This window comes from Microbacterium sp. BG28 (genome assembly GCF_034044005.1).
Classification (GTDB): domain Bacteria; phylum Actinomycetota; class Actinomycetes; order Actinomycetales; family Microbacteriaceae; genus Microbacterium.
The window spans coordinates 97,583-121,671 of record NZ_JAXCHA010000003.1 but is presented as its reverse complement, the minus strand read 5'-3'; the positions used below and the strand labels follow the sequence as shown (position 1 = coordinate 121,671).

General features: G+C 68.7%; 23 protein-coding genes. 9 read left to right on the top strand and 14 right to left on the bottom strand.

What is annotated here, in order from left to right:
* Nucleotides 1-41 precede the first annotated feature (41 nt).
* The 9 genes from SK224_RS11735 to SK224_RS11695 form a co-directional block, all read right to left on the bottom strand.
* Complete coding sequence (locus tag SK224_RS11735; protein ID WP_320434861.1) at nucleotides 42-1,529, bottom strand: benzaldehyde dehydrogenase; 1,488 nt, start codon at nucleotides 1,527-1,529, stop codon at nucleotides 42-44.
* Nucleotides 1,530-1,620: 91 nt separating this feature from the next.
* Complete coding sequence (locus SK224_RS11730) at nucleotides 1,621-2,517, bottom strand: sugar phosphate isomerase/epimerase family protein (RefSeq protein ID WP_320434860.1); 897 nt, start codon at nucleotides 2,515-2,517, stop codon at nucleotides 1,621-1,623.
* 8 nt (nucleotides 2,518-2,525) lie between these two features.
* Complete coding sequence (locus tag SK224_RS11725) at nucleotides 2,526-3,308, bottom strand: SDR family NAD(P)-dependent oxidoreductase (protein ID WP_320434859.1); 783 nt, start codon at nucleotides 3,306-3,308, stop codon at nucleotides 2,526-2,528.
* A 61-nt stretch (nucleotides 3,309-3,369) separates the two neighbouring features.
* On the bottom strand, nucleotides 3,370-4,350 hold the full coding sequence (locus SK224_RS11720) for a sugar ABC transporter substrate-binding protein (RefSeq protein ID WP_320434858.1): 981 nt from the start codon (nucleotides 4,348-4,350) through the stop codon (nucleotides 3,370-3,372).
* Between the two features lie 79 nt (nucleotides 4,351-4,429).
* Nucleotides 4,430-5,422: an ABC transporter permease gene (locus SK224_RS11715; RefSeq protein WP_309733723.1), complete on the bottom strand. Its 993-nt coding sequence runs from the start codon at nucleotides 5,420-5,422 to the stop codon at nucleotides 4,430-4,432.
* A 1-nt stretch (nucleotide 5,423) separates the two neighbouring features.
* Nucleotides 5,424-6,953 carry a sugar ABC transporter ATP-binding protein gene (locus SK224_RS11710; RefSeq protein ID WP_320434857.1) on the bottom strand — a complete coding sequence of 510 codons (1,530 nt, stop codon included), beginning with the start codon at nucleotides 6,951-6,953 and terminating at the stop codon, nucleotides 5,424-5,426.
* The gene (locus tag SK224_RS11705) at nucleotides 6,950-8,032 is read right to left on the bottom strand and encodes a zinc-dependent alcohol dehydrogenase (protein ID WP_320434856.1); all 1,083 of its coding nucleotides are present in this window, start codon (nucleotides 8,030-8,032) and stop codon (nucleotides 6,950-6,952) included. Before SK224_RS11705 ends, SK224_RS11710 begins: the two co-directional genes overlap by 4 nt.
* Nucleotides 8,029-8,994: a transketolase family protein gene (locus tag SK224_RS11700; protein ID WP_320434855.1), complete on the bottom strand. Its 966-nt coding sequence runs from the start codon at nucleotides 8,992-8,994 to the stop codon at nucleotides 8,029-8,031. The genes SK224_RS11705 and SK224_RS11700 overlap by 4 nt, the downstream gene beginning before the upstream one ends.
* A complete protein-coding gene (locus tag SK224_RS11695; protein ID WP_320434854.1) occupies nucleotides 8,994-9,869 on the bottom strand; it encodes a transketolase in 876 nt (291 codons plus the stop codon). Before SK224_RS11695 ends, SK224_RS11700 begins: the two co-directional genes overlap by 1 nt.
* Before the next feature lie 215 nt (nucleotides 9,870-10,084).
* Here SK224_RS11695 and SK224_RS11690 point away from each other — a divergent pair, with 215 nt between their 5' ends.
* The 8 genes from SK224_RS11690 (at nucleotide 10,085) to SK224_RS11655 (ending at nucleotide 17,551) form a co-directional block, all read left to right on the top strand.
* A complete protein-coding gene (locus SK224_RS11690; RefSeq protein ID WP_320434853.1) occupies nucleotides 10,085-11,587 on the top strand; it encodes an aldehyde dehydrogenase family protein in 1,503 nt (500 codons plus the stop codon).
* Nucleotides 11,588-11,674: 87 nt separating this feature from the next.
* Entirely contained in the window at nucleotides 11,675-12,229 is a 555-nt protein-coding gene (locus tag SK224_RS11685; protein ID WP_320434852.1) for a MarR family winged helix-turn-helix transcriptional regulator, read from the top strand.
* A 111-nt stretch (nucleotides 12,230-12,340) separates the two neighbouring features.
* Nucleotides 12,341-13,216 carry a methylenetetrahydrofolate reductase gene (locus SK224_RS11680; RefSeq protein ID WP_413816788.1) on the top strand — a complete coding sequence of 292 codons (876 nt, stop codon included), beginning with the start codon at nucleotides 12,341-12,343 and terminating at the stop codon, nucleotides 13,214-13,216.
* A 12-nt stretch (nucleotides 13,217-13,228) separates the two neighbouring features.
* Nucleotides 13,229-14,104: a formyltetrahydrofolate deformylase gene (purU, locus tag SK224_RS11675; RefSeq protein ID WP_137418715.1), complete on the top strand. Its 876-nt coding sequence runs from the start codon at nucleotides 13,229-13,231 to the stop codon at nucleotides 14,102-14,104.
* Nucleotides 14,105-14,152: 48 nt separating this feature from the next.
* Nucleotides 14,153-15,556, top strand: coding sequence for a vanillate/3-O-methylgallate O-demethylase (ligM, locus tag SK224_RS11670; RefSeq protein WP_234073899.1), 1,404 nt, complete (start codon nucleotides 14,153-14,155; stop codon nucleotides 15,554-15,556).
* A gap of 92 nt (nucleotides 15,557-15,648) precedes the next feature.
* Nucleotides 15,649-16,245: a PadR family transcriptional regulator gene (locus tag SK224_RS11665; protein WP_320434851.1), complete on the top strand. Its 597-nt coding sequence runs from the start codon at nucleotides 15,649-15,651 to the stop codon at nucleotides 16,243-16,245.
* A complete protein-coding gene (gene folE / locus SK224_RS11660; protein WP_320434850.1) occupies nucleotides 16,242-16,823 on the top strand; it encodes a GTP cyclohydrolase I FolE in 582 nt (193 codons plus the stop codon). Before SK224_RS11665 ends, folE begins: the two co-directional genes overlap by 4 nt.
* 68 nt (nucleotides 16,824-16,891) lie before the next feature.
* Nucleotides 16,892-17,551 carry a GntR family transcriptional regulator gene (locus tag SK224_RS11655; protein ID WP_320434849.1) on the top strand — a complete coding sequence of 220 codons (660 nt, stop codon included), beginning with the start codon at nucleotides 16,892-16,894 and terminating at the stop codon, nucleotides 17,549-17,551.
* Nucleotides 17,552-17,697: 146 nt separating this feature from the next.
* On the opposite strand, the gene SK224_RS11650 is transcribed toward SK224_RS11655, so the two are convergent.
* From SK224_RS11650 to SK224_RS11630, 5 genes are read right to left on the bottom strand one after another with little or no spacing between them, the layout of a single operon-like run.
* The gene (locus tag SK224_RS11650) at nucleotides 17,698-18,954 is read right to left on the bottom strand and encodes an ABC transporter substrate-binding protein (protein ID WP_320434848.1); all 1,257 of its coding nucleotides are present in this window, start codon (nucleotides 18,952-18,954) and stop codon (nucleotides 17,698-17,700) included.
* The gene (locus SK224_RS11645) at nucleotides 18,951-20,003 is read right to left on the bottom strand and encodes a branched-chain amino acid ABC transporter permease (RefSeq protein WP_320434847.1); all 1,053 of its coding nucleotides are present in this window, start codon (nucleotides 20,001-20,003) and stop codon (nucleotides 18,951-18,953) included. Before SK224_RS11645 ends, SK224_RS11650 begins: the two co-directional genes overlap by 4 nt.
* Nucleotides 20,003-20,884: a branched-chain amino acid ABC transporter permease gene (locus SK224_RS11640; RefSeq protein WP_320434846.1), complete on the bottom strand. Its 882-nt coding sequence runs from the start codon at nucleotides 20,882-20,884 to the stop codon at nucleotides 20,003-20,005. Before SK224_RS11640 ends, SK224_RS11645 begins: the two co-directional genes overlap by 1 nt.
* 2 nt (nucleotides 20,885-20,886) lie before the next feature.
* Nucleotides 20,887-21,597 carry an ABC transporter ATP-binding protein gene (locus SK224_RS11635; RefSeq protein ID WP_320434845.1) on the bottom strand — a complete coding sequence of 237 codons (711 nt, stop codon included), beginning with the start codon at nucleotides 21,595-21,597 and terminating at the stop codon, nucleotides 20,887-20,889.
* Entirely contained in the window at nucleotides 21,584-22,366 is a 783-nt protein-coding gene (locus SK224_RS11630; protein WP_137418706.1) for an ABC transporter ATP-binding protein, read from the bottom strand. The genes SK224_RS11635 and SK224_RS11630 overlap by 14 nt, the downstream gene beginning before the upstream one ends.
* Before the next feature lie 234 nt (nucleotides 22,367-22,600).
* Between SK224_RS11630 and SK224_RS11625 the strand changes: the two genes are divergently transcribed.
* Entirely contained in the window at nucleotides 22,601-23,965 is a 1,365-nt protein-coding gene (locus SK224_RS11625; RefSeq protein WP_320434844.1) for an aminomethyl transferase family protein, read from the top strand.
* The last annotated feature ends 124 nt before the right edge of the window (nucleotides 23,966-24,089 follow it).

The window sequence follows — 24,089 nt, the reverse complement described above, 5'->3', positions numbered from 1 at the left end:
CGGGCGGCCCCCGGTGGAGGGACCGCCCGCATCCGTCGGTATCAGAGCGGGTACTGTCCCGGCTCGCGGCGCATCGTGATCCAGCGGGTCTCGGTGAAGGCGTCGATGTTCGCCTGTGCACCGCCGTGGCGGGATCCGGTACCGGAGGCGCCGACGCCGCCGAAGGGCGCGTTCGCCTCGTCGTTGACCGTCTGGTCGTTGATGTGCACGATGCCGGTGGGGATGCGCTTGGCGAGGTCGTACGCCTTCATGGCGTCGCGGCTGACGATGCCGAGCGACAGACCGTAGTCGGTCGCGGCGGCCAGCTCGACGGCCTCGTCGTCGGTCGCGAAGGAGACCACCGAGGCGACGGGACCGAACACCTCGTCGCAGTACGCGGCCGCATCCTTCGGCGGGTTCGCCAGCACGGTCGGGCGGTAGAACAACTGCTCGTAGGTACCGCCGGCCGCGAGGCGGGCGCCTTGGGCCACGGCGTCCTGCACGAGCGTGTGCACGCGGTCCCGCTGCGTCTCATCGATGAGGGGTCCGAGGTGCACCTGCCCCGCCGCCGGGTCGCCGACGACCATCGAGTCCGCCTTCGCCGCGAGCTTCGCGACGTACTCCTCGAAAAGCGATTCGTGCACGATGTGCCGACCCACGGTCATACAGATCTGCCCCTGGTGCAGGAAGGCGCCCCACGTGGCGAGGTTCACCGCCTGGTCGACGTCGGCGTCCTCGCGCACGAGGAAGGCCGAGTTGCCGCCGAGCTCGAGGTGCGCGCGAGTGAGGTGACGTCCGGCGAGCTCGCCGACGGCGCGACCCGCCCGCGTCGACCCCGTGAAGGCGACGACGCGCACGTGCGGGTCGGCCACCATCGCCTCGCCGACCTCGGCGCCGCCGGGGACGAGCTGCAGGATGCCCTTGGGCAGGCCCGCCTCCTCGAAGATGCGCACCATCGAGACACCGCCGGTCACGACCGTGCGGGGGTCGGGCTTGAGCAGCACGGCGTTGCCGAGCGCGAGCGCCGGCGCGACAGCGCGGATGCCGAGGATGAGCGGGACGTTGAAGGGCGAGATGACGCCCACGACGCCCACGGGAATCTGCTGCGCGAGCGAAAGACGAGGCTCCTCGCTGGAGAGGATCGTGCCCAGCGGCGCCGAGGGCAGCGACGACGCCTCGTAGCACTCGGCCGCGGTCACGTGCAGGGCGAAACCGGCCAGCGGCGGGATGGCACCGACCTCGCGGATGTTCCAGCCCATGATCTCTTCCGCGTGCTGCTCCCACAGCTGTGCGGCCTTACGCAGCACGGCCGCACGGGCCGGATGCGGCATGGCCGCCCACTCCTGCTGCGCACGTGCGGCGGATGCGGCGGCGCGTGCGACATCCGCGGCATCCGCCATGCCGACCTGCACGAGCGTCGCACCGGTGGCGGGCTCGATGGAGGCGGTGGCGCCTCCCCCGCCTTCGACCCACTCACCGTCGATGTAGATGCGCCCGGCGAAGACGTCGGGATCGATCAGGGTGGCGGTGTCCTGCGTTGCGGTCGACATCGGTGTCACCTTTCCGGGCTTCCCTGCCCTATACGTATGAATACATCCTGAGCGACGCGGGGTCCGCGCGCAATGGGAGGGTGCTCCCGCTTCAGCCCGTCGCGCGGGCCAGGCGGTGGGATCTGCGGCCGGGGATGCTCTCCGCCCATCCCCGGCGAATGACGCCGATCGCGTCTCGGGCGAGCGCGAGGCCGTCCGCGTAGGGTGTGCGCCAGATCGAGAGCACGTCGGCCGCGCCCCCGGCCAGCGGCCGCGAGAACGCCTCCACGCCCCACCGGCCGCGGTAGCCCGCATCCAGCGCCTCCCGCACAAGGGCGGGCACGTCCACCGCGCCGCTCTCCAACGGACCGCGGCCGGACTGGCCGAGCTCGAGATAGCGCAGCCGCGGCATCGCGGTGCGGACCGCCTGCACGGCATCCGCCTCCTCGATCGCCATGTGGAAGCTGTCCAGGTGCACCCCGAGGTGGGCCGAGCCGCTCGCCGCGATGTAGTCCATGGCCTGGGCGGCCGTGTTGATCGCCGCCTCCTCGTAGCGGTTCAGCACCTCGAAGGTCATCTGGACGCCGCGTTGGGCCGCCTCATCGGCGACGGCTCCCACCGCCCGCGCGCTCTCGGCGAGAAGCGCCGGGTCGGCGGGTTCGGACGGGCGCCCGAAGAGCCCGTACGGCACCCCGTTCAGCTGGTCGGCTCCGAGCCGCTCGGCGAACCGCACGCTCGCACGCAGCAGCTCGACCCCCGCCCGACGCACGTCGGCGTCGGGCGAGGAGACATCGGCGTCCGGCGTCTGCCCGCACATGGCGATCGGCAGCATCCCGGTGCGCACGAACGCATCCGCGAGGGCGTCCGCGTCGGTCGAGGCGGCATCCAGCGGCGGCAGCACGGCACGTCGGTAACCCATCTCCCGCAGATCATGCAGCACCGGCACGAGCTGCGCCGGGGCCAGCTCGTGCGTGATCGCCGAGAGGTGGCACGCGAGGTCGAGGTCCACGACGCGCCTCAGAACACCGGCAGGTCGAGCCGCTGCTTGAACACCGAGTAGCCGTCGTCAACGCTCACGACGGTGCCGTTGATGGCGTTCGCCTCGTCCGAAGCCAGGAACGCCACGACATCCGCGATCTCCTCGGGAGCCGTCAGGGTGTTGCGCATCTGCTCGGCGGCGAACGTCGCCCGCAGCTCTTCGCTGAACTGGTTGATGATCGGGGTTCCGACCCGCCCCGGCGTGATCGCCACGGCGCGGACGCCGTACTGCGCGAGCTCGTACGCCGCGGAACGGGTGAACGAGATGACCGCGGCCTTGGCGGCGCTGTACGAGAACGAGAGCTCCGCCGCCTGCTGGCCGTAGATCGACGACGTGCTGATGATGACGCCGCCCGTCCCCTGCTTCCGGAACTGCCGGCCCGCGGCGAGGATGCCGTAGTAGACGCCGTTCTGATCGATGCGGATCATCGGCTCGTAGTCGACCGCGGGGTCATGCTCGAGCAGCGGCTTGCCACCCGCGATGCCCGCGTTGTTGAAGATCACGTCGAGCGAGCCGAACACTTCGACGGTCCGCGCGACGGCGGTTTCCACATCCTCATAGCGGGAGACATCGGTGCGCACGGCTGCGACGGAGCCGGTGAAGCCGAGGGCCTCGAGCTCCGTGACGACCTGGTCGGAGCGCGCCAGGTCGACGTCGGCGATCATGACCTTCGCGCCTTCGCGGAGGAACTTCTCGACGGTCGCGCGACCGATGCCGCTGCTGCCACCCGTGATGAGGGCGGTCTTCGATTCCAGTCGCATGTGCGACCTCCATCCATGTCTGGGGTGGGGCGGGGCGCTCTCAGCACCCCGCCCCGAAGGGTCAACCGAGCTTGTCGGAGGGGGTGATGCTGTCCGCGTTGTCGACGGTCACGAGGGTCGTGGCGACCGCGTCGAAGCGGGAGGAGGGCAGCGTGCCGTCCTTGCGGTAGGCCTCGATGTCACCCACGACCGTGTCGAGGATGCTGGGCCAGGGCTGCTCGATGGTCGCGAGGAACGGACCACCGGCCTTGATCGCGGCGATCGCCTCGCTCGTCGCGTCGACGCCGGTGACCTTCGCCTTCGAGCCCGCCTCGCTGACGGCCTGGGCGGCGCCGAGCGCCGCGTCGTCCCAACCGACCCAGACGCCGTCGAGGCCGCCGGGGTTCGCCGACAGGTAGTCCGCAACGAGCGACAGCGCCTCGGTGCGTCCCGTCGCCGGGGAGGCGACCTTCTGGATGTCGCCGCCGGCGATGTTCGCGCCCGCCGCGGTCAGCGCCTTCTCGGCGAGGCTGGCCCGCAGCCGGATGCCCGGGTGCGGGTCGTGCCCGATCACCATGATGTTCTTGCCCTTCAGGCCTCCGAGCGCCTTATCCAGCGCCCCGACGGTCTGATCGACGATGCCCTGCTGATCGGCGGTGACGTTGATCGCGAACGCGTCGTTCTCCTCGGTCGCGGAGTCGATCGCGAAGATCGGGATGTTCGCGTCCTTGGCGGCGGTGACGATCGAGCCGATCGAGGCGACGTCGGTGTAACCGTCGAAGATCGCGTCGGCGCCCTGCCCGATGGCGCTCTCGACCGCGGGGTTCATCTTCTGGAAGTCGAAGTCGCCCTGGATGACCGTGAGGTCCCAGCCGAGTTCGTCGGCCTTCTCCTGCACGGCCTTGACCCACCAGGCACCCACCGGCGTCTGGTTGCCCGAGGTGAAGGCGATCACCTTGAAGGTGTCGTCACCGCCGCCCCCCGAGCCGCCCGATGAGCATCCGGTCAGGACGAGGGCCGCTGCAGCGGCCACGGCCGCGAGGGCCTTGAATGATGTGCGCACGTGTTACTCCTTTGTGTTCGTGGCGTTGTGATGGTGCACGGTCGTGGGGCGACCGCTTCGGGAAAGTGGATGCGGAGCGTCAGCGCTCGCGGTGACGCAGCGACGACAGCGTGACCGCGGCGATGATGATGAGGCCTGTCACGACCTGCTGGACATAGGCGTTGACGCCCAGGATGTTCAGACCGTTGCTCATGACGCCGATGATCGCGACGCCGACCATGGTGCCGCCGAGATTCGCGGCACCCGAACGGACGACCGTCATGCCGAGGAAGACGGCGGCGACGGAGAACATCATGTTGTCGCTGCCCTGCACGGCGCTCGCACTGCCGAGACGTGCCGCCAGCAGCACGCCGCCGAGCGCCGAGATCGCTCCGGCCGCCGTGAACGCGATGAGCCGGGCCCGACGCACGTTGATGCCGGACAGGCGCGAGACCTCGACGTTGCCGCCGGTCGCGTACCAGCGCCGGCCCATCGTGGTGAAGCGCAGGACGAACCACAGCAGCAGCGAGATGACGATCGCGATGTAGACCGGGATCGGGATCTCGAACAGCTTCCCCTGCCCCATGGAGTTGAACTCCGGCGGCAGGTTGAACAGTGTCGTCCCCGCGGTCACGAGGTAGGCGAGACCCACCACGGACGTCATCGTGGCGAGTGTCGCGACGAAGGCGGAGAGATTCACGTACGCGATCAGCAAGCCGTTGACGAGCCCGACGAGCAGGCCCACCAGGATCGCGACCGCGACAGCGACGGTCACGGGGACGCCGTTGATCATCATGGATGCGGCGACCGCGCCGGCGAGCGCCGATGTGGCGCCCACCGACAGGTCGAAGTCGCCGACGACCATGACGATGGTCTGCGCCCCGGCGATGATCGCGAGGATCGAGACCTGGTACAGGATGTTCTTCACGTTCGTGAAGGTCAGGAACACATCGGGTCGCATCGCGAAGAAGAAGATGACGAGCACGATGAGGGCGACGACGGTGCCGCCGTGGAGGAAGATGCGCCCGAACGACTCGGCGCGCGCGGTCACGATGCTGCGCGTGGTGAGCGTGGGGTCCGTGGTGGTGGCCATGTCACTCTGACTTTCCGTAGCAGTAGGAGAGGAGCAGCTCGTCGTCGGCCTCTGCCGCGGCGACCTGTCCGGAGATTCGGCCCTCGTGCATGATGACGACACGGTCACTCATGCCGATGAGCTCGGGGAGTTCGGAGCTGACGGCGATCACGGCGGTGCCGGTCGCCGCCAGGCGGCGGATGAGGCGGTAGATCTCGGCCTTGGTGCCGACGTCGATCCCGCGCGTGGGCTCGTCCATGAGCAGGACGGCGGGCTGACGCTCGAGCATCTTGGCCAGGACGACCTTCTGCTGGTTGCCGCCCGAGAGCTCCCCCACGCTCTGGCGGGGGCTACGGGCCTTGATCTGCAGGTCCGACATGCCGCGACGGGCGATGTCGGCGATGCGGGCCTGGGAGACGACGCCGACGGAGCTCACCGAGGAGAGGTTCGCGATCGTGATGTTGTCCTGGATCGACGCACCCAGGATCACGCCCTGGCTGCGACGCTCCTCGGGAACGAGCGCGATGCCTGCGGCGAGCGCACGGCCCACCCCCGGCGAACGCGGCAGCGTCTTCTCCCCCACCGTGATCGTGCCGGCCTGGTGCTTCTGCGCTCCGGCGAGGATGCGCAGCAGCTCGCTGCGTCCGGCGCCGGCCAGCCCGCCGATGCCGAGGACTTCGCCGGCACGCACCTCGAACGACACATCCTGCACGCGACGGCCGGTCAGTCCCTCGACGCGCAGCACGACGTCTCCGCCGCCCGAGCCGCGCTCGGGATAAAGCTGACCCGCCTCACGGCCGACCATGAGGGAGATGACCTCGTCGATGTGCGAGTCGGCCACATCCTTCGTGATGATGGTCTCGCCGTTGCGCATGATCGTCAGCCGGTCGCACAGCTCGAAGACCTCTTCGAGGCGGTGCGAGACGTAGACGATGGCGACGCCCCGCTCGCGCAGGGATCGCAGCACCGCGAACAGGTCGGTGATCTCGGTGTCCGTGAGCGACGCGGTCGGCTCGTCCAGGATGAGCACGCGCGCGTCGGTGGCGAGGGCACGGGCGAACGCCACCATCGTCTGCTGCACGGGCGACAGGTCGCCCGCGAGCTTGCCCAGCGGGATGCGCTGGTTGATGCTGTCCAGCTGCTCCTTCGCACGCCGGCGCAGCTCGCGCCAGTTCACGACGCCCCCACGGCGCGGCGTCTGCTCACCCAGCAGGATGTTCTCCGCCACCGTCAGCGACGGGATGATGGACAGCTCCTGGTAGAGCGCGACGATCCCCTCGCCGCGGGCGGTGCGCACGCTCTGGAACTCGACCTCCGCACCCGAGCGCAGGATAGTGCCGCCGTCGGGGGCGTACAGTCCGGTCACGACCTTGATCAGCGTCGACTTGCCCGCGCCGTTCTCGCCGAGCAGGGCGTGGATCTCGCCGGGGAGCACGGACAGGCGCGCGCCCTTCAGGGCGTGGACCCCGTCGAAGCGTTTGACGATGTCGCGCGCTTCGAGCGCGGGAGCCGTCTCCACCTGTGCCGCTTCCCGTTCCAATGCGGTGGTCATGACAGTCCTCCGAGCCGGGCCTCGTCGTTGCAGGCGATGATGACCTTCGGATAGCGCCCGGTGAGGTGCGCCTCGAAGGCCTCCGCGGCCTGCTCGAGCGGGAAGACGGCCTGGGTGAACTCGGCCAGATCGAGGTGGGGCAGCAGGTTCAACGCTCGAGGGAACGCGTACGGCGAGACGAAGAGGCCCGTGAGCGTGAGTTCCTTCAGATAGAGGTAGTCCGAGATGTTCAACGGCAGCTCGTAGTCGCTCGGGTACATCGCTCCGTAGATGACCGTGCCGCCCTTGGCGGCCAGATCGAGCAGGCCGCGGGTGGCCCGTGTCGATCCCGACGCGTCGATGACGACGTCGTAGCCGCGGCCCTCGGTGAGCTCGTCCGCGATGGCGGCCTGGTTCTCACTCGTCGGGTCGATCGTGTACTGCGCGCCGTGCCGTCTGGCCATCCCGCGTCGGTCGGCGATCGGCTCGATCATCGTGAGCGCGGTCGCACCGTAGCGGGCCATGACCTGCACCGTGAGCTGCCCGATCGGTCCGCCGCCGCAGACGACGACGCGGTCGCCGACGCGGATGCGGGTCTTGTCGGCGATGCGCACGGCGACAGAGGTGGGCTCCAGCAGGCATCCTTCGAGCAGGCTCACGCCGTCGGGCAGACGGTAGACCTGCGACTCGTGCCAGGTGACCGTCTCGGCCATTCCCGGGCGGTTGTAGTCCTGGATGTGCTCGCAGAACTGCTGACGTCCGTCCTGACACGGTCGGCACGAGCCGCAGAAGCGGAGGAAGTTGCCGGCGACCCTGTCGCCGACGCGGAGGCCGCCCCGTCCGGCGCGCTCCCCCAATGCTTCGATGACGCCGGAGACCTCGTGCCCGAGTCCGATCGGGACGTCGGTGCCGAAGAAGCCCTCGGCCAGGTGCGGGTCGGATCCGCAGATGGCGGCGTAGGCGACGCGGATGCGGACATCCTCCGGGCCCAGCTCGGGCTGCGGCATGTCGACGACGCCGATGCGGCCGCGGGTGGTCTCATCGGGATCGCGCAGGTTGCCGATGCGCGTGACGGCGACGGTGCGCATGGTGGCGCTCACCCCTCGGCCGCGATCACGCGACGCAGCGCAGCGGTCGTCGCCGACAGCCCGTAGCCGTACTTGTCGCGCAGCTGCTCGTCCTCGCCGAAGCCGGCGTACACCTGCGGGATACCGAGTCGCTCGAACGCCGTCAGACGGATGCCGCGATCGGCCACGACATCGGCGATGCGGGTGGCGAGGCCGCCGTAAGCGAGGTGGTCCTCGAGCACGACGAAGCGGCCGCCCGTCTCGGCCGCGGAGCGCACGATGAGCTCCTCGTCGATCGGCTTCAGCGTGAACATGTCGACCACGCGCACCGAGCGGCCGTCCGCAGCCAGCTCGTCCGCGGCGTCCAGCGCCTGGGCGACGGTCGTGCCGTGCGTGAAGATCGTCGCGTCGGTGCCCTCGCGCGCAACGATGCCCTTGCCGATGCGCACATCGTGCTGGCCCGGCTCATAGAGCACCTTGTCCTTCTTGCCGACAGCGAGGCGGATGTAGATGGGGCCCTGCATCGTCATCGACTGCCGGATGATCTCGCCGACCATGAGCGGGTCGCCGATCGAGGTGACGGTCATGTTGGTCAAGGCGCACATGAGCGCGAGGTCCTCGACCGCGTAGTGCGTCGATCCGCCGTTGCCGACGAGCCCGCCGTGCGTGCCGATGATCTTGACCGGAAGGTTCGGATAGCAGACGTCGGTGCGCACCTGCTCGAGGGCGCGCATGCTGAGGAAGGGGAGCATGCCGGACACGACGGGGATGTTGCCGTCGTAGGCGAGTCCGGCTGCGATCCCGACGCAGGCCTGCTCGGCGAGTCCGACATCGATGAATCGGTCGGGGAACGTGTCGCGGAACTCCACGAGGGTCGCCCCGATGTCGGGCGTGAGCACCCACAGGTTCTCGTACTCGGCGCCGAGCTCCGCGAGCGTCGAGCCGATCACCGATCGCGCTCCCAAGAACTCTCCGAAAGTGAAGGTCACAGGCATCAGACGGACTCCTTCTCACGCGAGGCGGTGAGCGCCGCGAGGGCGCGTTCGAGGTCGGCGGCGCCGAGCGATCCGGCGTGCCAGGCGAGGTTGCGCTCCATGAAGTCGACGCCCTTGCCCTTGATGGTCTCGGCGACGATGACGGTGGGCGTCTCACTGTCGGGCTCGGGCAGGGCGTCGAGCGCCTCGACCAGCTGACCCATGTCGTGGCCGTCGATGTGCACGACGTTCCACCCGAAGGCTCGCCACTTGTCCGGGTAGGGCTCGAACGCGACACGCTCCTCCGCGAAGCTCGTCATGAGCTGGCGGTTGCGGTCGACGAAGGCGACGAGGTTGCCGAGGCGGTTGCTGCGAGCGGCCATGACCGCCTCCCAGACCGAGCCTTCACCGGTCTCCCCGTCACCGAGGAGGGTGAACACGCGGTGGGCGTCGCCGCGGTGGCGGGCGCTGAGCGCCATGCCCACGGCGAGGGGAAGGCCGTGGCCGAGCGAGCCCGTCGACGCCTCAACGCCCGGCAACTGCACCTTGCACGGGTGCATGCCGTACGCGCTGTCGAGCTGACCGTAGGTGTCGACGATGCCTTCGTAGGAGAAGAAGCCGCGCATCGCCATCGCGATGTACATGCAGACGGCGGCGTGGCCCTTGCTGAGCACGAAGCGGTCGCGATCGGGGTTGGCGATGTCGGTCGGGTCGACGTTCAGGCCGTAGTGGAAGAGAGCGGTGAAGATGTCCGCCGAGGAAAGGTCTCCGCCGATGTGGACGGCGCCCTCGTAAGTGCCGCACAGCTGCAGGAGCTTGCGCCGCAGCTCGAACGCCAGATCCTCCAGCTCGGCCACGTTCGGACGCTGGTCCGTCTGCAGGGGGGAACTGCTCATCATGCCTCCTCGTCGATGGCAGGGAGACGTCGAATGTGCGCAGAATCGCGTCTTCATCGACGTCGTTTCGGGTGTCGCCATCCGGCTCTGGAGGGCGACCCGGTGAACGTAGCACGATCTCATTTACATGTAAACAAGAATGGACGTAAACTCGTGCCGCGGGGGTGGCGACGGTCGCGATCCCGCACATATCCGAGACACAGAGAGGTGCAGGGATGTCGAGTTCGATCGCCCAGACGTCCGCCGCAGTGCGGACAGGGCTCTACATCGGAGGCGCGGAGCGCTTCACCGATGACGTTCTACAGATCGCCGATCCGGGCAAGCCCGGAGTCGTCGTCGGCGAGGCGTCTGCGGCCTCGCCCGCAGACGTCGCGGATGCGGTGGCCGCCGCATCCGCCGCCTTCGGGTCGTGGAGCGCACTGTCGGCGGCCCAGCGCGCGGAGGCGATGGCCGCAGCCATCGCCGGCATCGCCGACGAGCGCGACACGGACGCCGCCGTCCTGTCGCAGGAGAACGGCAAGATCCGCTTCGAGGGGTGGGTGGATGCCCTCGTCTTCGAGATCCGGTGGAATCTCGCCCTCATGCTGAAGGACGAGGTCGAGAAGGGGCACACACTCCCCGTGGTCCCCGGCGCGATCCCGGTGACGACGGAGGTGGCGTACCAGCCCCTCGGCGTCGTCACGATCATCGTGCCGTTCAACTGGCCGATCGCCATCCTCGGCGCAGCGCTCCCGCACGCGCTGCTCGCGGGCAACACCGCGATCGTGAAGCCGCCGCCCTCCGCACCGCTGGCGACGACCCGCGTGGTGCAGCGCATCGCCGAGAAGCTGCCGCCCGGTGTGCTCAATGTGGTCACGGGGCGCGACGAGAACATGGCGGAGCTCATCCAGAGCCCCGACGTCGCGAAGGTGTGTTTCACGGGCAGCGTGAACGGCGGGAAGCGCATCATGCAGATGGCCGCGCAGACGCTCACGCGTGTGACGCTCGAACTCGGTGGCAACGACGCGGCGGTGTTCCTCGAGGACGCGATCCTCGACGACGCGCACCTCGACCGCCTCTACGCCGCGATCTACGACACCACGGGCCAGATCTGCATGAATGCCAAGCGGGTGTTCGTGCACCGCTCGCGCCTGGATGAGCTGGTCGCGGGGCTCGAGGCGCGCCTCGAGAAGGTCGTGATCGGATACGGCCTCGACGAGGGCACGACCATGGGCCCGCTCCACCAGCCGGCGCAGAAGGCGTTCGTCGAGGAGATCATCCAGGAGGCGAAGGATGCCGGTGCCGACGTGCGCGAGTTCGGCACTCTGCCCGGCGGCGAGCTGGCCGGCGGCAACTTCCTGCGCCCGGCGATCGTGATCGACCCCGACCCGTCGCTGCGCGTGGTGACCCAGGAGCAGTTCGGCCCGGTCATCCCGATCATCCCGTTCGACTCCGAGGAGGAGGCGATCGCGCTCGCGAACGACACCTGGGGCGGCCTGTGCGGTTCGGTCTGGACCGCATCGTCCGAGTCGGCGCAGCGCGTGGGATCGCAGCTGGTCTGCGGCTACGTCTGGGTGAACGACCACGGCGCCACCCGCCTCGACCTGCGCGCGCCCTTCGGCGGCATGAAGCAGTCCGGCTTCGGACGCGAGCAGGGCATCGAGGGCGTGCGCGCCTTCCAGGACACCCGGTCGATCGCCACGATCGACCCCGAGGCCCTGGCGGCGATGGCGCACTGACGAACGCGATGCGGGCCGGGATCACGCGTCCCGGCCCGCATCCGTCGCCGCGGCCTCGGCCGCACCCAACCCACGGAGAGGAACCCGATGCCAACAGATCGCAACCGCCATGCCCATGGCGTGGAGCCGCCCGAGAGCGCGGTCGTCGAGCCACTGGCCGATGTGATCGACCCGGACGCGTTCACCCCGCGGCTGCTCGCCCTGCTCTCCAATGCGCTGGTCTGGCGCGAATCGCACGAGCTCCGGCGCCAGTTCGATCTCGGCACCAACGAATGGCGCGTCATCTCCGCGCTCGCGATGAACCCGGGCTTCTCCGCCTCCGAGGTCTCCGAATTCCTGGTCGTCAACAAGGCGATCGTCTCCAAGAGCGTGACGACCCTCGTGGAGCGGGATCTCGTCGTGCTCGCAGAGGGCGCCCGCGGATCACGGCCGATGTACCTGACGGTGGCCGGTGCGGCCATGCACGACGACATGCTGCCGATCTCTCTTCGGGGGCAGGAGATCATCCTGGCTCACATGACGCCCGCCGAGGTCACGCGACTGAATGCGCTGCTGCGCAAGATGCTCGACGAGATGCGGGTACTGCAGAGCCTCGACAACGAGTCCTGGCTCGCGGATGCGGGTGCCTCCCGCAGGAGCTGAACCGCTCCCGCGTCCTCATCCTGAAATACCTCTTGTCATTACCTATCGACATAGGTACTCTCGCTGACGAGGCGCAACGAAGCCCTCCCGACAGCGGAAGGACCACGACTCGTGGCACGTAACACCCCCGCACCCGACCCGGCCGCATCCCTCGCCCTGCTCGACGGCTTCTCGCTCGAGATGACCGGCAAGGACATCCCCGGTCTCGAAGAAGCCCGCGACGTCATCCCCGCCGGCACCAAGATCAACGTCACCTTCCTCGGCAACGAGGACCTCGACATGCGCGTCGCCGCCGCCAAGGCCGTGAAGGATGCCGGATTCGTCCCGGTGCCCCACGTCTCCGCGCGGCGACTCGCCTCGGCGGCTCAGCTCGAGGAGTTCCTCGACCGCCTGCAGCAGGTCGGCGCCACCGAGCACGTCTTCGCCGTCGGCGGCGACCCCGCCGAGCCCGAGGGCCCCTACCCCGACTCGCTGAGCGTCATCCGCTCCGGCATCCTGCAGAAGTACGGCGTGCGCGAGGTCTCGATCGCGGGCTACCCCGAGGGACACCCCGACATCCCGACGGACGTGCTGTGGCGCCACCTCGAGGACAAGTCGGCCGCCCTGACCGACGCGGGCCTCGGCCAGGTCATCCTCACGCAGTTCGCGTTCGACACCGACCCGGTCATCGACTGGATCGACGGGGTGCGCAGTCGTGGGATCACCGCGGAGATCCGCATCGGCACCCCGGGCCCGGCCGGCATCAAGCGCCTGATCTCCTTCGCGCGCCGTTTCGGCGTCGGCGCCAACGCGATGATCGTGAAGAAGTACGGGTTCTCCCTCACCAACCTGATGGGAACGGCGGGCCCCGACCGGTTCATCGGCGACCTCGGCGCCCTCGTCGCGCAGAAGGACTCGCGCGGACCTGTCAAAATTCACTTCTACACGTTCGGCGGTCTGCGGGCGACATCCGATTGGGCCCGCGACTACATCGCCGCGCAGTCCTGAGGAGATCCCCGCATGTCCCTGCACAAAGACGCTCTGCGTGACCACGCCTGCCTGATCGTGCACGGCCCCGATCAGCCCGGGCTCGTCGCCGCCGTCACCGCACTCATCACGCGCAACAAGGCGAACATCGTCACCCTCGACCAGTACTCGGACAACCCTGAGGGCGGCGCGTTCTTCCAGCGCGTCGTCTTCCACCGGCCCGACCTCGCGGCGGCGATCGGCGACATCGAAGCCGACCTCGCCCAGACGCTGGAGCCGTACGGGATGCAGTGGCGCCTGACCGACCAGTCGGTGCCCAAGCGCATGGCGATCCTCGCCTCCACGAGCGACCACTGCCTCCTCGAGCTGTTGTGGCGTCACCGCCGGGGCGAGCTCAACGTCACGATCCCCATGGTGATCTCCAACCACACCAACACCGCAGAAGACGTTCGCTCGTTCGGCATCCCCTTCTTCCATGTGCCCTCGCAGGGCCCGGACAAGTCGGAGGCCGAGCGCGAGATCGTCAAGCTCCTCGCGGGCAACGTCGACTTCGTCGTGCTGGCGCGGTACATGCAGATCCTCACCGACGACTTCCTCGAGGGCGTCGGCGTGCCGGTCATCAACATCCACCACTCGTTCCTTCCCGCCTTCATCGGCGCCGGCCCCTACAAGAAGGCCAAGGAACGCGGCGTCAAACTCATCGGCGCCACCAGCCACTACGTCACCAAGGACCTCGACGAAGGCCCGATCATCGAGCAGGACGTCGCCCGCGTCGACCACTCGATGACCGCCGCCGATCTCCAGGCCCGCGGTGCCTACGTCGAGCGGGCCGTACTCTCGCGCGCCGTGCAGTGGCATGCCGAAGACCGTGTCATCCGACACGGCAACCACACCATCGTCTTCACCTGACTCCGACGCCTCACCCGAGGCGCCGGCCCCCGAACAGAGAGGTTCATCGTGGCCAGCAACCTGCAGGAACTCATCGACCAGAACAACCCGGTCGAGATGCTGCGCAACTCGCAGATCGGCTCCTACATCTACCCGGTCGTCCCCGCCGACTTCCAGAACTGGATCAAGGAGCAGCAGGCCTGGCGCAACACCGCCGTGCTCTACGACCAGTCCCACCACATGGACAACGTGTTCCTGAAGGGCTCCGACGCGATCAAGCTCATCAGCGACACCGCGATCAACTCGGTCGCGAACTTCGCGGTCAACAAGGCGAAGCAGTACGTGCCCACCACCGCGAGCGGCCACGTCATCGGCGACGGCATCCTCTTCCGCGAGGCCGAGGACGAGTACGTCTACGTCGGACGCGCGCCCGCATCCAACTGGCTGATGTACCACGGTGAGACCGGCGGCTATCAGAACCTCGACGTCCAGGTCGACCGCCGCTCGCCCTCGCGCCCGTACGGTCACGCCGTCACGCGCCGCTATTACCGCTTCCAGATCCAGGGCCCGAAGGCGTGGGACGTGATCGAGAAGCTCAACGGCGGCCCGCTGGAGAAGCTCGGCTTCTTCAACATGTCGACCATGACGATCGCCGGCAAGACCGTGCGCACCCTCCGTCACGGCATGGCCGGCGCTCCGGGCCTGGAGATCTGGGGCCCCTACGAGGACCACGACGCCATCCGCGACGCGATCGTCGAGGCCGGTGTCGAGTTCGGCCTCGTGCCGGTCGGGTCGCGCGCCTACCCCTCCAACACGCTCGAGTCCGGCTGGATCCCCTCGCCGCTTCCCGCGATCTACTCCGGTGAGGCCGAGCGCGGCTACCGCGAGTGGCTCGGTGTCGACAGCTACGAGGCCACCGGAACCCTCGCGGGCTCCTTCGTCTCCGACAACATCGAGGACTACTACCTCACGCCCTGGGAGCTCGGATACGGCTCGTTCGTGAAGTTCGACCACGACTTCATCGGCCGCGACGCGCTCGAGAAGATCGATCCTTCGACCCAGCGCAAGAAGGTCACCCTCGCCTGGAACGCCGAGGATCTCGCAAAGGTCTGGGGCTCGCTGCTGAACGTCGACGGACCCAACTACAAGTTCTTCGACCTGCCGCTGGCCAACTACGGCTCCGCGAACTACGACTCGGTCGTGGACGCGGACGGCACGGTCGTCGGCTTCTCGATGTTCACCGGCTACAGCGCCAACGAGCGTCGCGGCCTCTCGCTCGGCACGGTCGACCCCGACGTGCCCGAGGGCACCGAGCTGAAGGTCGTCTGGGGCGAGCCGAACGGCGGCACCTCCAAGGCCTCCGTCGAGCCGCACGAGCAGACCGAGGTGCGCGTGGTCGTCAGCCCCGTGCCGTACTCCACCGTCGCCCGCCAGACCTACCAGGGCGGCTGGCGCACCGGCTACAAGGGCTGAGCCTTCGACGCGACGCGGGGTCCGGTCCGCCCGGGCCCCGCGTCGGCGTTTATGGATAGCCTCAGAGCCACACCTCGGAAGGAGAACGGCGAATGAGCCTGCGCTACGCGCTCCTCGCTCTCGTGCGGGTGGGACCCCAGTCCGGCTACGACCTGCAGAAGCAGTTCGCCGTCTCGGTCGGGCACGTCTGGCATGCCCCGGACTCCCAGATCTATCCCGAGCTGCGCAAGATGGAGTCCGAGGGCCTCGTGCGCGGCGAGGAGCAGGCGCGCGGCGAGCGCGGCACCCGCCGGATGTACCACATCACCCCCGAGGGGGACGCGGCCTTCCTCGCGTGGATGGCTGCCCCCCTCGACTACCAGCGCGTGCGCGACCCCGCCCATCTGCGAGCGGCCTACCTCGAGGCGGGAACGCCCGCCGACGCCCGCGCGTTCCTGCGGGCGCACATCGCCCAATGGGAAAGCGAGCTCGAGCAGTGGGAAGGCGAGCTGGCGCGCATCGACGCCGTCGACAACCCCATGCTGCTGCGCCGGCTCGCGGTCACCGCCGAGGCAGACAGGGAACGCACGATCGCCTACAAGCGCTTCGCCTACGAGGGCCTCGTGGAGCGGGCGCGGGGAGAGATCTCGTGGGCGCAGCGCGGCCTCGCCCTCGTCGAGCGCCTCGAAGGCGCAGAAGGAGCATCATGACCATCGACACGGCAGCGCGCACCGACCGCGCTCGGGCGGTCGCGGCCGTTCGCGAGCTCCTCGAAGCCGTCGGCGAGGACGCCGACCGTCTCGGGCTCACCCGTACCCCCGAGCGGGTGGCGGACCTCTTCCTCGATCTGTTCTCCGGACTCGGTGTCGACCCGGCCTCCGCGCTCGGCGCGCCCGTCGCCCTCACCGACAACGAGCACCCCGGCGAACTGGTCGGGATGACCGCCATCCCGTTCCGCTCGGTGTGTGAGCACCACCTGCTGCCCTTCGAGGGCACGGTCGACGTCTTCTACGCGCCGGTGCGTCACATCGCCGGCCTCAGCCGCATCGCCACCCTCGTCGAGCTCGCCTCGCGTAGGCCGCAGCTGCAGGAGCGCCTCGGGCACCAGATCGCCGAGGCGCTCATGACGGTGCTGCGCCCGCACGGGGTGGCCGTGCGCGTGGAGGCCCGGCACGGCTGCGTCGCGCATCTGGAGCCGAGCGCCGCATCCGCTCGCGTGGTCACGGTGGCCACCCTCGGCGACATCCCCGACGCGACCTGGCGCCTCGCCGTACCGTCCACCCCGTGACGGTCGCGGATCGGACACAATAGTGTTGACGATCCGGTGCGGCGTTTCCGCCCGAGAAGGGGATGACGATGACGTTTCCCTCCGTGGCCGACGAGGCCGATCAGGCGGCGCGTCCTGAGCTGGCCGCGCAGATCCGCGACGCGATCCTGGGCGGCGAGTTCGCCCCCCACCAGCGCCTCATCGAAGCCGATCTCAGCGAGCGTTTCGCGGCGCCGCGGGCGGCCGTGCGCACCGCCCTGCTGACCCTCGCGGGAGAGGGCCTGGTCGAGCGCCTGCCCAACCGTGGAGCGCGAGTACGCGCCATCACGGTCGACGAGGCGGTCGAGATCGTCGAGGTGCGCATGGGACTCGAGTCGCTCTGCGCCCGCAAGGCGGCCGAGCGGGTCGACGACGACGACATCGAAGGCCTCCGCACGCTGCGCTCCGACATCGAGCAGGCGATCGGCGTGGGCGATCTGGTGGGATACTCCCGGCTGAACCAGGAACTCGATCGACGCCTGCGCGAGCTCAGCGGGCACGCGACCGCATCCCAGCTCCTGGAGCGCCTGCGTGCGCAGTCCGCGCGGCACCAGTTCCGGCTCGCGTTCCACCCCGGCCGCGCCGCGCAGTCGGCCCCCGAGCACATCGCGATCATCGACGCCGTCGTCGCCCGCGATCCCGATGCGGCGGAGCTCGCCACCCGGCGGCACCTCGCCGGCATCGTCGACGTCCTTCGCTCGCTCGATTGACCGCATCCGTCGACTGACCGCATCCGCGCGACCGGCGCAAAAGCCCGCGAGACTGCACTTTCGCCACGAGATCACGGGTATTCACCGTGATCTCGTGCGAAAGATGCAGTCTCGCGGGATCTAGAGGAAGACGGGGCGGATGCGGGTCAGCCGAACGACTCGACCGTGGTGTAGCCCTGTCCGTTGTACTTCTGCACGACCACCGACGACACGGCCGGCTGACCGTCCACGGTGGTGTCGACGGCGGTTCCGTCGAGCATCAGCGGCGCCTGGAAGTCACTGATCGAGCGCAGGGCTTCCATGAAGTTCTCGCGCGTCGGCTCGGTCATCTTCTCGAAGGCCTGCTCGAGGGTCGCGCCCACCATGAAGCTCCACATGCAGTGCGGGAAGGCGGGCATGTCCTGGTAGTCCGCGTACTGCTTCAGGTCGGTCAGGAAGGTCTGCACATCCTCGTCGTCGGCGAACGCGGGACTCGCGGGCGCCTTGGAGAACGACACCGAGTAGACGCCCGGGAACGCGCCGGCATTGCCGGGCTGCAGGATGGCGGTCGGGCTCGACGTGTTCGACGGCAGGAACCAGCTGGGGCTCCATCCGAGCTGCTGCGCCTTCTGCAGCGACGAGATCACGAGCGGAGTGATCGACATCGCGTTGAAGAACACGTCGGCACCCGAGCTCGCAAGCTCCGTCAGCTGCGCATCGACCGTCGTGTCGGTCGCCTCGTAGGTGAGCTCCTTGACGATCTCGATGTTGCTCGCCCCCTCGACCGCGCTCTTGAAGCCCTCGAGGTAGCCCTCGCCGTAGTCGTCGTTCTGGTAGAGCACGGCGACCTTGTGGTTCTCGCCGGATGCGGCCAAGAGCTTCCCGAAGGCCTCACCCTCGTTCTGGTAGATCGGCACGAAGCCGAGCTGCCACGGGCTCTCGTTCGTCTCGCTGAAGATCGGGTCACCCGTCATGACGAGCACCTGCGGCACCTCGTCGGCGATGGCCGCTTCGCGGTAGGCGCGGTTGGTCGGCGTGCCGAGTCCCGCCGTCATCGCGAAGACGCTGTCCTTCAGCTGGTCGTAGTTGGCCTTGGCCTTCTGGGGGTCGTAGGCGTCGTCGAGCGCCTTGATGTCGACCTTGCGGGTCTTGCCGTCGCCGAATTTCACGCCGCCCTCGGCGTTCTTCGCACCGAAGTACGCCGTGACGCCGGCGACCGTGCAGGTTCCGGGGCCGGCCGTCCCGCCGCTGAGCGGCGTGGTGATGCCCAGGCTGATGGACGTGTCGGTGATGCCGGGGCTCGCGGCTGCGGCGCCACCGGTGGCGTCCGAGCCTCCCCCGCCGCGCGAACATCCGACGACGGTCAGTGCGAGAGCGGACGTCAGGGCGACGATGCCCAGCACGCTCCTCTTCCTCAGATTCATGGGTGATTCTGCCTCTCTGTGGTGGTTCCCTCGGTGCCGGGCGACGCGGGAAGGTCGCCGGACGATGGGTGGCTCGGTCCTCGATCGGGGTGACGCCGCATCCGTCTCAGTCGAGCGGGAAGGGATGCGAGTCCTCCCGGCAGGACGAAGAGCACGACGAGCAGCAGCGCACCCTGGAGCACGGCCGTGAGGTTCGGGTCGACGAGGTTCGTCAGCTGCGGCGCGAGGACGTAGTACGCACCGCCCAGCAGCGATCCGATGATGCTGCCGGCACCGCCGATGACCATCGCGGCGAGCAGCTGGATGGAGTGCCCGAAGCTCATGGTCTCGGGCGAGGTGTACTGCACGACGACCATGTAAAGGAAGCCGCTCACCCCGCCGATGAGGGAGGCGACGGTGAAGGCGAGCACCTTGTACCGATAGGGCGAGACGCCCATCGCCGCAGCGACCGCCTCGTTGTCCTTCACGATCGCGAAGGCACGCCCGTACTTGCCCCGCACCAGGTTCCGGGTGAGCAGGAAGGCGATGCCGCCGATGATGATCACGAGGTACAGCTGCCACTGATCGTCGTACAGCCCGGTCCATTCCGGCGCATCCGTGAAGCGCGCCGACACGCCCTGCGAGCCGCCCGTCAGATCCGACAGCCGTTTGGCCAGCGGCACGCCGACGATCGGCAGCGCGATCGTCACCATCGCGATGGCGAGCCCGCCCAGCCGTGCCGCGGCAAGGGCGATGACCAGCCCGACGACGCCGGGGATGAGGATGCTGAGCACGAACACCAGGGCGATGTTCCAGTCGTTCTGCACGCCGTACGCGGTGACGTAGGCGCCGAGCCCGACGAAGAAGATCTGCCCTAGCGAGACCTGCCCGGTATAGCCCATGACGACGTTGAGTCCCAGGACCGCGACGGCGAAGACGCCGATGCGCGCGATGGTCTGGTTCGCGAACTCGGGCAGCATGAGTGGGAGCAGCACCAGCAGCGCGATCACCGCGAGCACGGCGACGACGCGTACCCACCGACGCGAGAAGACGGATGCGGTGGAAGCCATCAGACACGCACCACCGTTCTGCGGCCGAACAGGCCCTGTGGTCGCACGAGCAGCACGACGAAGATGAGTACGAACGGCACAGCGACCTTGAGGTCGTAGCCGATGAACGGCACGTAGACCGCGGCGAGGTTCTCCAGGACTCCGATGATCCATGCCGCCGCGACCACGCCCACGGGGCTCGAGAGGCCGCCGAGGATGACGGCGGCCAGCGCGTAGACGAGGGCGTTGTCCATCATCCCGGGGGTGAGTGTGAGCTGCGGGGCGACGAGCGCGCCGGCCACAGCGCCGAGACCCGCAGCAAGCCCCCATCCGACCATCAGCAGGCGACTCACGGGCAGGCCGGAGAAGGCAGCGGACTGCGGGTTCACCGCGACCGCACGCAGCGCGAGGCCCAGCTTGGTCCCGGCGAACAGCGCCTGCAGCAGGATCATGATGGCGAGGATGACCACGGTCGTCCCGATCGATCGCACGCTCACCGACGCCCCCAGCACGGAGATCGTGTCGAGGGGGAAGAGCGAGGGGAACTGCTGGTTGTTGTAGGTGAAGAGCCAGCCGCAGACACCGGTGATGAGCGTCAGCAGACCGATCGTCACCACGACGGCGGTGTCGGGATCGCCGCCCTCGAAGCGACGCATCAGATACCGCTCGACGACGGCGCCGAACAGGAATGAGACGCCCACGGAGAGCAGGATCGCGAGGATCAGCGGGACGCCCATCCCCGTGAACCACCAGGCGAGGTAGGCGGAGAGCACCGCCATCCCGCCCTGCGCGAAGTTGATCAGGCCCGTCGCCTGGTTGACGAGCACGATCGCCAGTGCGAGCGCGGCGTAGACCGAGCCGACGGACAGCCCGTCGACGACGAGTTGGATGAAGGTTCCCACTCTCAACCTCCCAGGTAGGCGCGGCGGATCTCGTCCATGCCCCTGAGCTCGGCCGAGGTGCCGGTGAGCACGTTGCGGCCGGTCTCGAGCACGGTCGCGGTGTCGACGAGGTGGAAGGCGAGCGTCGCGTTCTGCTCGACGACGAGCATCGCGATGCCCGACTCCCGGCGAAGCCTCGCGATCGCGTCGTAGACCGTGCGCGCGGTGCTCGGGGCCAGGCCCAGAGACGCCTCGTCGAGCAGGAGCAGGCGCGGACGCGCCATGAAGGCGCGAGCGACGGCGAGCATCTGCTGCTCGCCTCCGGAGAGCGCGGAGGCGTGCGAGCGGTATCGCTCCTTGAGGTTGGGGAACAGGTCGAGGCAGTAGTCGATGTCGCCCTGGATCGCCTTGTGGTCGCGCCGCTGGTACGCACCGACCCGCAGGTTCTCGCGCACGGTGAGGGCGCCGAGGGTCCCGCGGCCCTCGGGCACGTGCGCGATGCCGATGGACGCGACCTTCTCCGGCCGCATCCCGCGGATGTCGCGGCCGTCGAAGCGGATGGTGCCGGTCGTGCGCACCATCCCGCTGATCGCGCGGAGCGTGGTCGTCTTGCCCGCGCCGTTCGCCCCGAGGATGCCGACGGCACCTTCCTCGGGCACGCTCAGCGACACTCCGTCGAGCACCTGCACGGGACCGTACGACGCGGTCACGTCGACGAGTTCAAGCAGCGTCATCGGCGGCCTCCTTGCCGATGTAGGCCTCGATCACCCGGGGATCGCTCTGCGCCTCGGCGGCCGAGCCCTCCATGAGTTTGCGGCCGTGATCCAGCACGACCACGCGGTCGGTCAGTGCCGCAATGAGCCCCATGTGGTGCTCGACGATCACGACGGTGATGTCGTCTTCGTCGCGGATGGCGCGGACGGTTGCAATGAGCTGCTCGACCTCGGAATGCGGCAGACCCGCCGCCGGCTCGTCCAGCAGGAGCAGCTTCGGGTGCGACATGAGAGCCCGGCACAGCTCGATCGCCTTGTGAAGTCCGTGCGAGAGCTCGTCGGCATGGCGGTTCGCCGCCCACCCGAGGCCCGAGCGCTCCAGCAGCCGCAGGGCCTCTGTGCGCATCTCCCGCTCCGAGCGCCACGTGCGCGGCGTGCGGATGGCCCACTCGCCGGGGCCGCCCGGAAGACGCGTGTGTGCGCCCAGCATGACGTTCTCGAGAACGGATGCGTGCAGCTGCAGCGCCGGGTGCTGGAAGGTGCGGGCGAGCCCACGCCGCGCGAGGTGCGCCGGGGTCTGCCCGGATGCCTCGTCACCGTCGATCGTGATCGAGCCCGAACTCGGCCGGTAATGCCCGCTGATGCAGTTGAACAGCGAGGTCTTCCCGGCACCGTTCGGTCCGACGAGGCCGAAGATCTGACCGGGCTCCACATCGAAGCCGACGTCGTGGAGCACCGTGATCCCACCGAACCGCAGGTTCACATCCTTGAGGGTGAGTCGAGCCGCCATGGCCGCCTTTCCGTGTCGTCGCGTCATTGCGAGACCGGGGGTTCGCCCCGTTCCTGGGACGGTACGGAGTCACCCCAGGATTGTCAACGATTTTGGCGTCGATTCCGAGGCACGTTCTGGTGACACTCTCCCTCGTGCGGCGCGGTGCGGCGCTCGGATTTCACATGAACGGAAGTTCTTCCCATCGCCGATCGCGCCCGGCGCATGCTCGGCTCGACGAAAGGAAGGTCGACGATGACATCCGAATCCCTCGCCGCGGCGATCGAACGCACCGCAAGCCCGCTCGAGCTGCTGCGCAATCAGAACTGGCCGGCGTTCACGTTCCCGGTCGCCCCCGAGTTCACGAACTGGCGCGATGAACAGCGCGCCTGGAACACCACGGTCGCACTGATGGATCAGTCCCATCACATGACGCAGCTGTTCCTCGGCGGCAGTGATCTCATCGAGGTGCTCTCCTCGATCTCGCCCAACACCTTCGCCACGTTCCGCCCGGGCGTGGCCAAACAGCTCATCAGCGTGAACGAGTCCGGCTACCTCGTCGGAGACGGCATCCTGTTCTACAACGAAGACGCACCCGAGGGCCTCGTGCTCATCGGCCATCACATCCTGATCGACTGGGTGCGCTTCACCCTCGAGAAGGCCGCGGCCGAGGGCAAGGACGTGCATCAGCGCCTGGAGCCGAACTCGCACATGCGGCAGGGCCCACCCACCTTCTATCGCTACGAGCTGCAGGGCCCCGAGGCCGACCGCGTCATGGAGAAGCTCTTCGGCGGCCCGGCGCCCGACATCAAGTTCTTCCATATCGGCGACGTCACGATCGGCGGCCGCGCGGTGAAGGCCCTGCGTCACGGCATGGCCGGACAGCCTGGCTTCGAGTTCTTCGGCCCGTGGGCAGACAACGAACACGTGCTGCAGACGATCCTGGAGGCGGGCGAGGAGTTCGGCATCCGCCGCGTCGGCGCGAAGGCCTACTCGGCGACACCGCTCGAGTCGGGCTGGGTGCCCACGCCCTTCCCCGCCGTCTTCGACGACGACATGGCCGAGTACCGTTCGTGGTTGCCCGCTGAGCGGATCGGGTCGGTGGCGGGCTCGCTCACCTCGGACGACGTGCGCGACTTCTACCTGACGCCGTACGACATCGGGCTCGGCCGCTCGGTGCGCTTCGACCACGACTTCCACGGCCGCGAGGCACTTGAGCGGCACGCCGAGAACCCCCGCCGACGCAAGGTCACCCTGCTCTGGAACGCGGACGACGTCGCCGCGGTCGTGCGCTCGCAGCTCGAGCCCGGCACTCCCGCGAAGTTCCTCGACTTCCCCAAGGCGCGCTACGGGCTGTATCAGATGGACGAGGTGCGCCGCGGTGGCGAGCGCGTCGGCATCTCGACGGATGCGGGCTATATCGCCTACGACCAGCTGTACATGTCGCTCGCGACCCTGGCCGCCGAGATCCCCGACGGCGACGAGGTCGAGATCGTGTGGGGCGAGGATCCGATCTCGTGCAAGGACTCGGTCGATCAGAACCACCGCCAGGTGATCGTGCGGGCGACGGTCGCCCCCGCTCCGTACCACGAGTGGGCGCGCACGGTCTATCGCGCCTGATCGCGCGGCGTCGCCCCCCCGTTTGGGGCAGAGATCGTGTTTCGGGGCGCGCATTTCGCGCCCCGAAGCACGAATCGCGCCCCAAACCCACCCGGCACCCGCCGTACCCCGCGTCGAGGCGCTC